The sequence below is a fragment of the Campylobacter concisus genome, from assembly GCF_003048985.1.
GTDB lineage: Bacteria > Campylobacterota > Campylobacteria > Campylobacterales > Campylobacteraceae > Campylobacter_A > Campylobacter_A concisus_AY.
On the sequence record NZ_PIRS01000003.1, the window covers coordinates 74,887 to 89,494 of the forward strand.

The following is a 14,608-nucleotide window of genomic DNA, read 5'->3' on the forward strand; positions in this document are numbered from 1 at the left end:
TTGTGGCTATGTCAGCCGCTAGTTACTACACTGCCCAGAGTAAAACCATCGAGCTAGTCACACAAGCTCAGCGCCAAATTCTAAAAGATATTAAAGATGCAATGGATATATTTTTTAACAATAATCTTCATATTGTCGATAGTATGTCTTCTATCCTGTCTAAGCTAGATGAAAACCGCAACGGTATCGACGCCATCTTAGCTCAAGGCAAATCGATGTCAAATAAAGAGGTTGGGCTTGTTTATGCTGGCTATAATGACGGTGCGATGTACCGCTCAAATGGTAAAAACGAAACCCCAAAAGATGGCTATGATCCAAGAACGAGAGGCTGGTATAAACTAGCTAAGCAAAAAAATGGCATTACCTTTACCGATCCTTACGTATCTGCATCTTTGCAACAAATGGTGATAAGCTTTGTTGCGCCGATAAAAGACATAGGCATTGCCGCAACTGATGTAAGTATAGAAGATCTTAGCAAAGAAATCATGAGTATCAGCAAGACTGATTATAGCTATGCTTTTGTTGCAGATAAAGATGGTAAGATCATCATCCACCCTGATAAAAATATAATAAATACAGCCCCTGAACTAACCAAAAAGTTAATCGAGCGATACAAAGCAAAGGATTTTGACGAGAATGGTCTTATACTATATAAAAATTTAAAAGGTGAAGACTTATATGCTGACTTTATAGAGCTAAACGATCGTGGCTGGCTGGCTATATCTGCTATGCAAAAAGATGTATTTACGTCAAATACTATGCCACTACTTAAAATACAAGCTATTATGGCTGTTCTTTTTATTGTTATTTTATCTGCATTTGTTTTCTTCCTTTTAAAAAGATCTCTAAAACCTATCAAGACCATACAAGATAAATTAACCGAAGTCTTTAAATTTGTTACATATAAGGCTGATGCTCCAGCTAAATTAAACATAAATAGAGAAGATGAATTTGGACAGATGAGTAAGGTCATAAATGAAAATATTAGCGAAGTGATCGAAGGCATCAAAAAAGATAATGCGATGATTGGTGAGCTCAATGCCGTTGTAAATACCGTTAATAAAGGCAAACTAGGCGTTAATATCAACCAAGATCCAAACAACCCTTCTTTGGCCGAGCTAAGAACACTACTAAACAGCTTCTTTGCTGGCATAACTCATAATATTAGAAGCGTAACTACTATCTTAAATACATATTCCAAGAATGACTTTACACCAACTATGGAAGTCCCAGAGGGTGCGGAAGCCGACCTAAAAGATATGATACTTGGCGTTAAAAACATGGGCGAAGTAGTTTGCTCTATGCTAAACTCAAATTTAAACCAAGCCCAAACCCTAGAAGAAAAAGCAAAACTTCTAGCTGAGTCAGTTTCTAAAGTAGCAAGCTCAGCAAACACACAAGCAAATAGCTTACAAGAAAGCGCAGCTGCAGTAGAGCAAATGTCTAGCTCAATGAATGCCATCTCTCAAAAGACAGCTGATGTTATAAGACAAAGTGATGAAATTAAAAACATCATAACTATCATTAGAGATATAGCAGATCAAACAAACCTTCTAGCACTTAATGCTGCAATAGAAGCAGCCAGAGCAGGAGAACATGGTAGAGGCTTTGCCGTCGTTGCTGATGAAGTTAGAAAACTAGCAGAGAGAACTCAAAAATCTCTAGGTGAGATAGAAGCAAATACAAATGTATTAGCTCAATCAATAAATGAGATGAGTGAATCTATAAGAGAGCAAAGTGAAGGTATAAATATGATAAATCAATCAGTTGCTCAAATAGATCACCTAACAAAAGAAAACGTTGTAATTGCAAACCAAGCAAATGAAGTAACATCAGAAGTAGATGAGATGGCTAAAGCTATAGTAGAGGATGTTAGGAAGAAGAGGTTTTAACTTCTTAATAAACAAACTAAAATTTGTTTAATGCAAACTACTGAATTTAATAAACTCCAACCTGGTTTAAGCTGGGTTGGGGTTTTTAATATTTTTTAAATTTAATTCTTTATATAGCTGCTTTAAATTTTATCTCGGTTTTTTTCTGCTCATACCTTTAGTGTTTGCAAATTTTAAAACTTTCATTCACTCGCAAGAATTGACTACTAAAATTTGGCTTCGCTTATCGCTTAGCTCAAATTTTAGAGCCGAAATTACTCGTTCATGAAATTTTAAAATTTGATAGACGCTTTTGAAGGTCAAATTTAAATTTTTAACTATTTGTGCTTCGCTTCGTGTTCTAATAGCCAAATTTTAGTTGGCAGACCTTCTCCGCCTGAGTAGCCACCAAGGCCGCTGTGAGAGAGCACTCTGTGGCAAGGGATGATGATAGGCAGTGGGTTTTTGGCATTGGCTGAGCCTGCTGCTCGGTAAGCGTTTTTATGGCCTGCAGCAAGTGCAAGAGCTGCGTATGTGGTCGTTTCGCCGTATGGCACTTTTTGTAAAGCCTCATAAATTTTTGCTCTAAATTTGGTCGTTTTTATATCAAGTCTAACGCTAAATTTTTTAAGCTCGCCCTTAAAATAGGCTTCTAACTCATCAAGGCAAAGCTTTAAATTTTCATCCTTTACCGCTACTTTTTTAAATTTATCTACAAAATTTATCTCACAAATTCCATTTTCACTAGCAACGATCTCTAGAATTCCAATGGGCGATTTTAGGTAGGCTTTTGACACATTTGCTCCTTGAAATTTGAAATTTTGGGCAAATTTTACTTTAGATTGTTTTGCTTTTTGATAAAATGCAAGTAAAATCAGCGATTTTGGACTAAAAACGAGCAAAATCACAAAGGAAATTTATGAGCTTTTTTACCGACTACGAAAAACACGTGAGTGAGCGAGAAAAAGAGGGCGTGCCACCGCTTGCGCTAAATGCCAAGCAAATAAGCGAAATTTGTGAGCTGATAAAACTTGCTGGCGACTCTAGCGGCGATGAGAAGGCACAAAACGAGCTAAAATTTCTTATAAATTTGCTTGCTAATCGCGTAAATCCTGGCGTTGATGATGCGGCAAAGATAAAGGCGGAATTTCTTGGCGAGGTGATAGAAGGTCTTAAGATAGACGGTCTTGACGCGGTTCGTGCCATTAAAATTTTAGGCAAGATGCTTGGCGGATATAACGTGGAAATTTTGGTGCGAGCGCTAAAAAATAGCGATGATCTTATCGCACAAGCTGCGGCAAATGAGCTAAAAAATATTATTTTGGTGCATGAGCATTTTGACGAGATAGCAAGGCTAGCAAATAGCAATAAATTTGCAAAAGAGGTGCTTCTCTCTTGGGCAAATGCCGAGTGGTTTATGCACAAAAAGCCACTTAGTGAGTGCATAAAGGCAGTGGTTTTTAAGGTGCCTGGCGAGACAAATACTGATGATCTAAGCCCTGCTAGTGAGGCATACACAAGGGCTGACATACCGCTTCATGCAAAGGCGATGCTTGTTAAAAAGATGCCTGAGGGGCTAGAAATCCTAAAAGAGCTAAAAAGTCGCGGCAAGAGCGTGGCATATGTTGGCGACGTGGTCGGCACTGGCAGCAGCAGAAAGAGCGGTATAAACTCTATCCAGTGGCACCTTGGCGATGAGATAGAGGGCGTGCCAAACAAAAAAACGGGTGGCATCGTGATCGGCACAACCATAGCTCCGATATTTTTAAACACCGCTGAAGATAGTGGCGCGCTGCCGATAGTCGCAAACGTAAATGAGCTAGAAATGGGCGATGAGATAGAAATTTATCCATTTAAGGGCGAAATTTATAAGCTCGCAGGCGCCCAAAAGAAGCTCGTGGCAAATTTTAAACTTAGCCCAAACACCCTAAGTGATGAGATAAGAGCAGGCGGCAGGATACCTTTGATGATAGGTAGGCAAGTGACTAAAAAGGCTAGAGAGGCCTTGGGACTTGGCGAGGAACAAATTTTCATAAAGCCAGATCAGCCAAAAGAGCTAGGCGGTGGCTATACGCTCGCTCAAAAGATGGTCGGCAAGGCTTGTGGCAAGGCTGGCGTGAGAGCTGGTGCATACGTGGAGCCTGAAATTTTGACCGTTGGCTCGCAAGACACCACTGGGCCGATGACTAGAGATGAGATAAAAGAGCTTGCTAGCCTTAGTTTTGGGGCGGATTTTGTCTTGCAAAGCTTTTGCCACACGGCTGCTTATCCAAAGCCAAGCGACCTTGAGATGCAAAATAGCCTGCCTAAATTTATAAATTTGCGTGGCGGTGTGAGCCTAAAGCCAGGTGATGGCGTCATCCACTCGTGGCTAAACCGCATGGTCTTGCCTGATACGGTGGGCACTGGTGGCGATAGTCACACGAGATTTCCTATTGGCATTAGCTTTCCAGCAGGCAGCGGCCTAGTGGCGTTTGCGGCGGTGCTTGGTATGATGCCGCTAAATATGCCAGAGTCGGTTTTGATCAAATTTAAAGGCGAGCTAAAAGAGGGCGTGACGCTTCGTGATCTTGTCAATGCGATACCTTATTTTGCTATCAAAAAAGGGCTTTTAAGCGTTGAAAAGAAAAATAAAAAGAACATTTTTGCAGGTAAAATTTTAGAGATCGAGGGATTAGAGAGTCTAAAAGTGGAGCAGGCATTTGAGCTAAGTGATGCTTCGGCTGAGCGCTCGGCGGCTGCTTGCGTGGTAAATTTAAGCGAGGCTAGCGTCGCGGAGTACGTTCGCTCAAACGTTGCGCTAATTGAAGCGATGATAAAAGCAGGGTACGAGAGCCGTGAAACGCTTGCTAGGCGAAAAGAGAAGATGCAAAAATGGCTAGAAAACCCAACTCTTTTAAGAGCCGATAAGGACGCAAAATACGCTGAAATTTTAGAGATTGATTTGTCGCAGATAGATGAGCCGATCCTTGCCTGTCCAAACGACCCAGACGACGTGGCGACGCTAAGTGAAATTTTAGCTGATAGCAAAAGAGCGCACGATATCGACGAAGTTTTTGTGGGTAGCTGTATGACAAATATCGGGCATTACAGGGCGCTTGCTAGAATTTTAGAGCGTGAGAGCAAGCTTACAACTAGGCTTTGGATCGCGCCGCCAACTAAGATGGATAAAAAGACGCTTGAAGATGAGGGTGTTTATGAGATATTTAGGAGGCTGGAGGCTAGGACTGAGGTGCCAGGCTGCTCGCTTTGTATGGGTAATCAAGCAAGAGTAAATGACAATGCCGTTGTTTTTTCGACCTCGACAAGAAATTTTGACAACAGAATGGGCATGGGTGCAAAGGTCTATCTAGGAAGTGCTGAGCTGGCCGCTGTATGCGCGCTACTAGGGCGTTTGCCAAGCGTTAGTGAGTATAAAAAGATAGTAAGAGATAGCCTTAGTTTAAAAAAAGATCAAATTTATAAATACCTAAATTTTAATGAAATAAGCGAGTTTAGTATATAAATTTGTTACAATATCGCGAAATTTTAAGGAGCTTTGATGAAAAAAGTAGCTTTTTTTCTCTTTTTTAGCAGTTTTCTTTTTGTAAATTTACATGCATTAGAGTGCAGTGACCTTGCTAAAAAAGAGAGCTTTAAAACTACTCCAAATGAGCTTGCTTACGCGAATGAGGGGCTATTTTACTGTGATGGCTCGCTTTTAAATTTAAAAGAGGTAAAAGAGCTTTTTGATGCGAGTGTGGCTGTTAGAAGCGAGTCTCAAAGCTGTGTTGGCGAGGGCGTTTATAGAGAAAATTTAAATAAATTTAGATGGATCTTGCTAAAAGCCTCATTTGCCCCTGAAATATATCAAAAAGAGCTTGCAAAGCCAGAAGCTGCTGAGGCTCAAAAAGACGCTCAAATGGAGTACTTTAGATACTGGGCGAATGAGAGCTTGTTTAACTTTTTAAAATATAAAAAATTCAGCGAAGCTTATAAAAACGCTCAAACTCCGCTGGTTAAATTTTATGAAGGCCTTGGTCTTGATAGTGAAAGTGCCGCATACTACGCAACTAGCGTGGTAAATGAGTTTTTAAGCTTTAGTGTCGGCAAAAATGTAAATAAGGCTAAAATTTTAACCCCAGAGCAAAAGATGATGGCTCAAAAGATAAGTCAAGATGAGCTAGCAAATTTACTCTACTCGAAAAATTTTACCACCGCAGAGCTAACTGGGCTGCTAAATGTGGCACTTTTAAATGAAAAGAGCAAAGAGATGATAGCTGAGATCATCAGGCGTGGAGCGGATATAAATTTAGGCGATGAGACGCCGCTATTTTTTGCCCTTAAAAATATAGAAAACGTTAAACTTTTGCTAAAAAACAGAGCCGACGTAAATCACAAAAATTTCTTTGGAAAAAGCGCGCTTTTTTACGCTGTGCAGTTTGAGGATGCGCCTCTTTGCGAACTTTTGCTAAAGAGTGGGGCAAACGCAAACGAGAGCTATATCGACGAGCAATCTAAGATGAATATGATAAATTTAGGCATGATGCAAGTAGAAGATACGTGTGGCCTAGAGCATACAAATAGAAGCGTTTTCATGCATGCAGCAGCTCACGCGACGCCAGAAATTTTAAAGCTTTTGATGGATAACGGCGCTGATATAAACGCCACTGATGATGCGGGATTTAACGCGCTTGATTATGCGATTAAAGATAAAAACGAAAAAAATATTAAATTTTTAGAAGAGCTTGGTTTAAAGCCAAATTTTAATTAGGAAGAGATATGAAAAAGACAGCTTTTGTGACAGGTGCGACATCTGGCTTTGGCGAGGCGATCGCTAGAAGACTCTCAAAAGAGGGCTACAAGATAGTAGCTCTTGCAAGGCGTGAAGATAGGCTAAAAAAGCTTGCAAGCGAGCTTGACGATACGCACATCATCGTAGCTGACATACGTGATAAAAAGGCTGTTTTTGACGCAGTTGATAGCCTGCCTGATAAATTTAAAGATATCGAAGTGCTTGTAAATAACGCTGGACTTGCCTTGGGACAAGAAAAGACGATAGATGCGAAGGTGGAGGACTTTGAGGCGATGATAGACACAAACGTCAAGGGGCTTATCTACTCGACAAAGGCCGTTTTGCCGCTACTTTACAAGCAAGAAAAGGGCTATATCTTTAATCTAGGCTCAACAGCTGGCTCGTGGCCGTATCCTGGCAGTAACGTTTATGGTGCCACAAAGGCCTTTGTAAAGCAGTTTAGTCTAAATTTAAGAAACGATCTAGTTGGTACAAATATAAGGGTGACAAACATCGAGCCAGGGCTTTGCAAGACTGAATTTAGCGAGGTTAGATTTAGAGGAGATAAGGCAAAGGCGGATAGTCTTTATGAAAACACAAATTTCATCACGTCTGAGGATATCGCGACGATTTTGGTAAATTGTCTAAATATGCCTGGAAGTGTCAATATAAACAGGGTCGAAGTCATGGCAAATACGCAGACTTGGGCTGGACTTGCGATAGAAAAATTTTAAGGAGTTCTTGTGAGACAAATTTTATTGTTACTATTTTTTAGTGCCGCGCTTTTTGGTGTTGATCCAGAAGTCGCCAAAAGAAACGCACAAATTTACGGCGTTTTCACGCTTATACCGCCAGTTGTGGCCATAGCGCTTGCTTTTATCACAAAAGACGTTATATTGTCGCTATTTATCGGTGTTTTTAGCGGAACGTTTCTCATAAATATCATCAATGAAAACGTCTTTATGGGTATCGTAAAAGGCTTTACTGGCATCGTTTCAAGGGTCGTTGACTCGATGGCTGACAAGACCGACTCAGGCATCTTGCTTCAAGTGCTTTGTATCGGTGGCGTGGTCGCACTCATCACAAAGATGGGCGGCACAAAGGCGGTCGCTCTTTGGCTTAGCAAAAAGGCAAAAACAGGCGTTTCAGCTCAAATTTCAACTTGGCTTATGGGTATTTTTGTATTTTTCGATGACTACGCAAACGCCCTAATCGTTGGTCCTATCATGAGGCCAATAAGCGATAAATTCAAAATCAGCCGCGAAAAACTAGCCTTCATCATCGACGCTACTGCAGCACCGATTGCAGGTATTGCTATCATCTCTACATGGGTTGGACTTGAGGTTTCGCTCATCGAAAAGGGCTATGAGCTTATCGGCGAGACTGGCATAAACGCTTATTCTATATTTATCGAGACCATTCCATATAGATTTTACAACCTCTTTATCTTGTTTTTCATCGTCTGCACAGCCTTGATGCAACGCGAGTATGGTCCTATGCTAGCAGCCGAAAGACGCGCTAGAAGAGGCGAGCTTCACTCAGGCAAAACTCAAATTCAAGACCTTGAAGACAAGACTCTTGAGCCAAAAGAGGGCGTAAAACTAAGCGCTTCAAATGCGATAGTGCCGCTTCTTGTGCTAGTTATCGGCGCATTTACTAGCTTTTATTTTAGCGGTCTTGCTGCACTTGAGGGCGATACTCTTAAAAATGCACTTGCAAATCCGCTTTCATTTTCAACATTTAAAGATACTTTTGGCGCAGCTGACTCTGCTACATCGCTATTTCAAGCAGCATTGCTCGCTAGTATTGTAGCTATCGTCATGGGCGTTTGGCGCAAAATTTTTGATGTAAAAGAGGCTATTAGCACGTGGGTAAAGGGCTGGAAAACTATGATCATCACGGTCGTCATCTTGCTTCTTGCTTGGAGCCTTAGCGCGGTTATAAAAGAGCTTGGCACTTCAAGATATTTGGTTGATTTGCTAAGTGATTCAACGCCTAAATTTATCCTGCCAGTGGCTGTTTTCATCCTTGGCTCATTTATCAGCTTCTCAACTGGCACCAGCTACGGCACAATGGGTATTTTGATGCCTCTTGCTATCCCGCTAGCTTATGCAGTGGGCAAAAACTACGGCTTAGATGGCGATGCGATGCACGCTTATATGATTGTAAATATCTCAAGCGTTCTAACTGGCGCTATCTTTGGTGATCACTGCTCGCCGATATCAGACACTACGATACTTTCATCAATGGGCGCAGGATGTAGCCACATCGATCACGTCTCAACGCAGATGATCTACGCACTTAGCGTTTGTGCGGTTTGTGTGCTTGTTGGCTACTTGCCGGTCGCACTTGGTCTTAGCGTTTGGATCGCACTTCCTTGCGGATTTTTAGCGATCTGGGCTTTGGTTAGATTTGTCGGTAAAAAAGTCGAAGAGAAAGCAGCATAAATTTGGACTGCAAATACCTAAAAGAGTGCGGATCATGCACTCTTTTTACTCCTTATAGTGAGCAAATTTCATTTAAAACTGATCTTATCAAGCAAAATTTCTCCCACTTTTACGAGGGTAAATTTGATGTTTTTAGCTCAAGCCCAAAGCACTACCGCACGAGGGCTGAGTTTGGCATCTGGCACGAGGGCAGCAAGCTTAGCTATACTATGCATGCAAGCGAAAAAGGCAAAAAGGTCTTTGTAGATGAGTGCCCAAAGGTTTGCGAGCAAATTTTACATCTCATGCCAAGGCTACTTGAGAGCTTGCAAGATGATGAAATTTTACGCACAAAGCTCTTTGGAGTGGAGTTTATCGCCTGTAAAAGCGGCACCTTAGTCACGCTTCTTTATCACAAAAAGCTTGATAGTGAGTTTGAAGCGGCAATGAAAATTCTAGCTAGCAAGCTTGATGTGATGATCCTAGCTAGATCTCGTGGTCAAAAGCTTCTTAGCGGCGAGCTAAATTTAGTTGATGAGCTAAATGTTGATGGGCAAATTTATAAATTTAGCCTAAGTGAAAATGCCTTTATCCAGCCAAATAAAGCGGTAAATGAGAAGATGATAGCTTGGGCAAAAGAGTGCGTTGAGGGTGGCGCTGACTTGCTAGAGCTCTACTGCGGACATGGGAATTTTACTATCCCGCTTTCGTTTAAATTTAAAAACGTTCTTGCCACTGAAATTTCAAAAAGCTCGATCGCAAATGCCCTTAAAAACTGCGAGCTAAATGGGGCAGATAATATCAAATTTTTGCGAATGGACGCTGATGAGCTGATGAGCGCATTTGCTGGCGTTAGGGAGTTTAATAGGCTAAAAGATATAAATTTAAGCGACTTTAACTTCTCGCACGTCCTTGTCGATCCACCACGCGCAGGACTTAGTGAAAGCGTCATAAATTTCATTAGAAATTTCAAAAACATCATCTACATCTCGTGCAGCCCAGAGACATTAAAAGAAAATCTAAATGAGCTTACTAAAAGCCATAAAGTGATAAAATTTGCGCTCTTTGATCAGTTTGCCAACACTCATCACATCGAGTGCGGCGTGCTACTAGAGGCAAAAGATAAATTTTAAAAGGAAAGTTAAAAATGGTTTCATTAAACAAAATAATCCAAGCAAAGATAACGATCGGTCACTTTGTAAATAAAACTCCATTTGCTCTAAGTGCAAAACTTAGCAAAATTTTAGGCGCAAATGTCTATCTGAAAGAAGAAAATTTACAAAGAACGGGCGCATACAAGATAAGAGGCGCATATAACAAAATAGCTAGCTTAAGCGAGGAGGAGCGAAAACGTGGCGTCGTGGCTGCAAGCGCTGGCAATCACGCTCAAGGCGTGGCGATAAGTGCAAAAGAATTTGGTGTGCATGCTTGCATCGTCATGCCAGAATCAACCCCACTTCTAAAGGTAGCTGGCACAAAGGACCTTGGCGCTGAAGTGATCTTAAAAGGTGATAACTTTGATGAGGCGTATGAATTTGCAGTAAATTACGCCAAAGAAAAAGATATGACCTTTGTTCATCCATTTAACGATGAGTACGTCATGGCAGGGCAGGGCACTGTGGGTCTTGAGATGCTTGATGAGATAAGCGACCTTGATATGGTTGTAGTGCCAGTTGGCGGTGGTGGCTTAGCTAGCGGCGTGGCAAGCTGTATAAAACAAGTCAATCCAAAAACCAAAGTCGTTTGCGTCGGCGCAAAGGGCGCTCCAGCGATGTTTAACAGCTACGGCGCTAAAAAGAGCATAAACTCAAAGTCGGTTCGCACCATAGCTGATGGCATCGCTGTGCGTGATGCGAGCGAGATAACGCTTAAAAATATCGTTGAGTGCGTGGATGAGTTTGTTCAGGTCGATGATGAGGAGATCGCAACTGCGATTTTGTTCCTCTTGGAGACGCAAAAGATCGTAGTTGAAGGAGCTGGCGCAGCTGGCGTGGCAGCACTTATGCATGATAAGATCAAATTTAAAAAAGGCGCAAAGATAGGCGTGGTGCTAAGTGGCGGAAATATCGATGTTCAGGTGCTTTCTATCATCATCGAAAAGGGTCTTATCAAGTCTCACCGCAAGATGACCTTGCAAATCACACTTGTAGATAAGCCAGGAGCGCTCATGAGCCTAACTGATAGTCTAAAATCAGCAAATGCAAACATCGTTAAGATCGACTATGACCGCTTCTCTACTAAGCTTGACTACGGCGATGCAAGCATCACTATCACGCTTGAGACAAAGGGTCTTGAGCATCAAGAAAAGATTAAAGATACGCTTAATAAAAACGGCTTTTCTTTCACTCAACTCTTCTAAATTTACAAGCTCGCTACCTTTTAAAGTAGCGAGCATTAACTTTCATTAAATTTACAGGACTAAAATTTCGCAAATTTATTCAAGGATGAGATATGAAAAAGAGTTTATTAAGCCTTGTGTTGTTTTGCACTTTGGCTTTTTGTGCCGATGATGAGGTGGTTAGCAAGCAAAACGATCAAGTATGGATAGGAGCTATGGGCGGATGCAATCTTTATGTATTTTCACTAAAGACGACTGATGCGCCAGTAGATAAGCTAATAGCCAAAGATGAGGCGCAAAAAGAGCTTGTGGCAAATACTAAAAATTTACCAAACAAACACAACGTAATGTTTGCAAAGTGCGATGACTACACGGCGCTCATAGATAGCGGCTATGAAGATAGCTTGGAGGTTTTAAAGTATGATCTGCAAACTTTTGGAAATATAAAGCCAGAGGATCTAACCTACGTCATCATCACGCACGCTCATCCTGATCACATAGGCGGGCTCATAGATGGCGGCAAAAAGACATTTAAAAACGCCAAGCTTTTTATAGATGAAAAGGAGTGGGACTACTGGATGAAGGGCAAAGATGAGAGGACAAAAGAAATTTTATCGCTTTATAAGGATGATAAGAGCTTTTTTGACCATAAAAAGCCGCTATTTAACGGGGCGCTAAAGATCATGGCTATCCCAGCCTACGGCCACACTCCAGGACACAATATGATAAGCTTTGAGGCAGATAACGACAAGATCATCTTTATATCTGACCTTCTTCACGTCCTAGCAGTGCAAGAGGTCGAGCCAAGCATATCTATCACTTATGATATAGATCCAGCTCAAGCTGCTAAAACAAGAGAAAAGGTGCTTGATGGCTTGGAAGACGAGACTACAAAGATAGTAGGAGCTCACATGCCTTATAAGAGCCCCATCACCTTGCCTGAGTGATAAATTTCTTTTGCTTTACAAATTTAGGATAAAATGCGGGCTTTAAAGGAGAAAATATGAGCGAATACGCAAATTTGATATTAGCTATCTTGCTAGCTATTTTGGCATTTGCATTTTATAGGTCAAACAAGGCGCTAAAAAAGGCAAAAGACGATAGCGAAAATGTCTCAGTCAGCACTGAAATTTCGCAGCTTAAAAGCATCGGCGAACTATCCGTCTTTCAGGTATATAGCAAAGAGATCGTTACAAAGACAGATCATGCGTTTGGAAATTTCGGCAAAGAGTATCTAAGATGGCTAGTAAGCGAGAAGAAGCTTTCGATGATATTTGAATTTGAGATAAATTTTATCTACGATCTAACTAGCCCTAGACTTGAGATCATGCAGATCGCAAACTCTAGCTACAAGATAAAAATGCCTCCATGTAAGTATAAATTTTCAATCGCAGATATGAAATTTTACGATGAAAAAAACGGCAAATTTATACCATTTTTGCTGCCTGACTCGCTAAATGGCTTTTTTGGTAGCACTTTTACAGAAGAAGATAAAAATAGGCTGATAGAAGAGGCTAGAAATGAAGTCAAAAAGATGAGCGTTCGCCTTATCTCACAGCTTCAAAGTAAAATTCATAAATCAGCTCGCGACACGCTTGAAGCGATAGCTAAGAGCTTTGGCGCAAACAAGGTCGAGTTTGTCTTTGACGATAGCGACGAGCAGATCAACGAGCAACTAAATTTAGAAAATATCGCATAAAAACAAAATTTAAAGGAGAAAAAATGAGTGTAAATTCACAAGAGGTCACACAAGCACCAGGCAACAACACAGTCTTTCAAACATGGATTTTAAAAGGCGACAAAAAAGCATGTAAAGAGGGCTTTGCTAAGCTTTGTGCTTTGGTTGTAAATTTAAACAAAACTGCTAAAGTTAGATTTGGCGCAAATGAAAATGTAAATTGCGTCCTTGGCGTGGGTCATGATGCTTGGAAAAAGCTTGAAATTTCAAAAGAATTGCCAAAAGAGCTTGTAAATTTTAAAGCGATCAAAGGCGATAAACATGAAGCTGTTAGCACAAAGGGCGATATCCACATCCACATCCGCGCGCTAAATGCGGCTGACTGCTTTGACATGGCGCAAAATATCAAAGAAGTTTTGTTTAAATTTGCAGAGCTTACAGATGAGACTCAAGGCTTTAAGTATCACGACGGCAGGGCGATCATCGGCTTTGTCGATGGCACTGAAAACCCTGATGGCGAAGATAGAGACCACTTTGCAAAAGTTGGCAAAGAGGATGCTAAATTTAAAGGTGGTAGCTACGTTTTTGTTCAAAAATACTTCCACAAAATGAAAGAGTGGAACGCTACAAGCGTAAGCGAGCAAGAAAAGGTTATAGGCCGCTCAAAAGAGTATGACATCGAGATGGACGAGAGCGTAAAACCTACAAATTCACACTCAGCTGCTGCAAATGTCGGCGACGATAAAAAGGTCGTGCGTGGCAATATGCCATTTACTGAAGGCAGCAAAACAGGCACTTACTTCATCGCTTATGCAAGCACATTTTCAACGGTTGAGCTTATGCTTAAAAAGATGTTTATCGGCGAGCCAAAAGGCAACTCAGATAGACTGCTTGACTTTAGTACGCCAGTAACTGGGGCTTTATATTTTGCTCCTACGCTTGATATGCTTGGCGACTACGAGGGGTAAATTTAGCTTGGGGCGAAGTAAATTTGCCCCTTTAAATTTATAAGGATAAAGATGCCAGAGTGGTTTATCTACGCAGCTCTTTCGGCTGTTTTTGCTGCACTTACTGCGATCTTTGCAAAGCTAGGTGTGAAAGATATCGACAGCGATTTTGCGACATTTATAAGAACGGTCGTTGTCGTTTTGATGCTTGTTTTGCTTTTAAGCGTGGCTAAAAAATGGCAACCGCTAAGCTCGTTAAGTCCCAAAAACTGGCTCTTTCTCATACTAAGTGGCATGGCGACTGGGCTTTCGTGGCTTATGTATTTTAAAGCTATGCAAGCAGGCAAGGTCTATCAAGTGGCACTAGTTGATAAATTTAGCGTTGTGCTGGCTATCATTTTGGCTGTCATATTTCTTGGTGAGAGGCTAAATTTAAAAGAAATTTTAGCTGTTTGCCTTATCGTATCTGGCGTGTTTCTACTTATTTTTAAATAAAATTTTCTGCGTTATTCTTAAAATATATTTTTAATTTTGATTTGTAATTAATCAAAAAGCCCCTAGAATTTGAACGATT

The 14,608-nt window shown here is 41.0% G+C and carries 11 protein-coding genes and 2 pseudogenes; 12 read left to right on the forward strand and 1 reads right to left on the reverse strand.

All coding sequences use genetic code 11. The annotated features are described in order from the left end of the window. Positions 1-8: 8 nt before the first annotated feature. A pseudogene (locus CVS91_RS10640) lies at positions 9-662 on the forward strand (cache domain-containing protein); the annotation flags it as partial. Positions 663-1,505: 843 nt separating this feature from the next. Next, positions 1,506-1,892, forward strand: a pseudogene (locus tag CVS91_RS10645) (methyl-accepting chemotaxis protein); the annotation flags it as partial. Between the two features lie 317 nt (positions 1,893-2,209). On the opposite strand, the gene CVS91_RS03135 reads toward CVS91_RS10645, so the two are convergent. Beyond that, a complete protein-coding gene (locus tag CVS91_RS03135; RefSeq protein WP_107830355.1) occupies positions 2,210-2,668 on the reverse strand; it encodes a methylated-DNA--[protein]-cysteine S-methyltransferase in 459 nt (152 codons plus the stop codon). A gap of 122 nt (positions 2,669-2,790) precedes the next feature. On the opposite strand from CVS91_RS03135, the gene CVS91_RS03140 reads away from it, so the two are divergent. From CVS91_RS03140 to CVS91_RS03185, 10 genes are all read left to right on the forward strand, one after another. Then, positions 2,791-5,376, forward strand: coding sequence for a bifunctional aconitate hydratase 2/2-methylisocitrate dehydratase (locus CVS91_RS03140; RefSeq protein ID WP_107830252.1), 2,586 nt, complete (start codon positions 2,791-2,793; stop codon positions 5,374-5,376). Positions 5,377-5,412: 36 nt separating this feature from the next. After that, entirely contained in the window at positions 5,413-6,624 is a 1,212-nt protein-coding gene (locus CVS91_RS03145; RefSeq protein WP_107830254.1) for an ankyrin repeat domain-containing protein, read from the forward strand. An 8-nt stretch (positions 6,625-6,632) separates the two neighbouring features. Beyond that, positions 6,633-7,379, forward strand: coding sequence for an SDR family NAD(P)-dependent oxidoreductase (locus tag CVS91_RS03150; RefSeq protein ID WP_107830256.1), 747 nt, complete (start codon positions 6,633-6,635; stop codon positions 7,377-7,379). 9 nt (positions 7,380-7,388) lie between these two features. Then, positions 7,389-9,092, forward strand: a complete 1,704-nt coding sequence (locus CVS91_RS03155) for a Na+/H+ antiporter NhaC family protein (protein WP_107830258.1) — start codon at positions 7,389-7,391, stop codon at positions 9,090-9,092. A gap of 2 nt (positions 9,093-9,094) precedes the next feature. Continuing rightward, the gene (gene trmA, locus CVS91_RS03160) at positions 9,095-10,204 is read left to right on the forward strand and encodes a tRNA (uridine(54)-C5)-methyltransferase TrmA (RefSeq protein WP_107830260.1); all 1,110 of its coding nucleotides are present in this window, start codon (positions 9,095-9,097) and stop codon (positions 10,202-10,204) included. 14 nt (positions 10,205-10,218) lie between these two features. Next, positions 10,219-11,430 carry a threonine ammonia-lyase gene (ilvA, locus tag CVS91_RS03165; protein WP_009293964.1) on the forward strand — a complete coding sequence of 404 codons (1,212 nt, stop codon included), beginning with the start codon at positions 10,219-10,221 and terminating at the stop codon, positions 11,428-11,430. A gap of 92 nt (positions 11,431-11,522) precedes the next feature. Next, a complete protein-coding gene (locus CVS91_RS03170) occupies positions 11,523-12,356 on the forward strand; it encodes an MBL fold metallo-hydrolase (protein ID WP_107830262.1) in 834 nt (277 codons plus the stop codon). A gap of 56 nt (positions 12,357-12,412) precedes the next feature. Continuing rightward, entirely contained in the window at positions 12,413-13,108 is a 696-nt protein-coding gene (locus CVS91_RS03175; protein WP_087582318.1) for a DUF4230 domain-containing protein, read from the forward strand. Between the two features lie 23 nt (positions 13,109-13,131). Further along, positions 13,132-14,055 carry a Dyp-type peroxidase gene (locus CVS91_RS03180; protein ID WP_107830264.1) on the forward strand — a complete coding sequence of 308 codons (924 nt, stop codon included), beginning with the start codon at positions 13,132-13,134 and terminating at the stop codon, positions 14,053-14,055. Positions 14,056-14,100: 45 nt separating this feature from the next. Beyond that, on the forward strand, positions 14,101-14,529 hold the full coding sequence (locus CVS91_RS03185; RefSeq protein ID WP_413784150.1) for an EamA family transporter: 429 nt from the start codon (positions 14,101-14,103) through the stop codon (positions 14,527-14,529). Positions 14,530-14,608 lie beyond the last annotated feature (79 nt).

Coding starts and splice junctions, on each gene's coding strand:
- CVS91_RS03140 (WP_107830252.1), top strand. CDS start 2,791: ATGAGCTTTTTTACCGACTACGAAAAACACGTGAGTGAGCGAGAAAAA.
- CVS91_RS03145 (WP_107830254.1), top strand. CDS start 5,413: ATGAAAAAAGTAGCTTTTTTTCTCTTTTTTAGCAGTTTTCTTTTTGTA.
- CVS91_RS03150 (WP_107830256.1), top strand. CDS start 6,633: ATGAAAAAGACAGCTTTTGTGACAGGTGCGACATCTGGCTTTGGCGAG.
- ilvA (WP_009293964.1), top strand. CDS start 10,219: ATGGTTTCATTAAACAAAATAATCCAAGCAAAGATAACGATCGGTCAC.
- CVS91_RS03170 (WP_107830262.1), top strand. CDS start 11,523: ATGAAAAAGAGTTTATTAAGCCTTGTGTTGTTTTGCACTTTGGCTTTT.
- CVS91_RS03175 (WP_087582318.1), top strand. CDS start 12,413: ATGAGCGAATACGCAAATTTGATATTAGCTATCTTGCTAGCTATTTTG.
- CVS91_RS03180 (WP_107830264.1), top strand. CDS start 13,132: ATGAGTGTAAATTCACAAGAGGTCACACAAGCACCAGGCAACAACACA.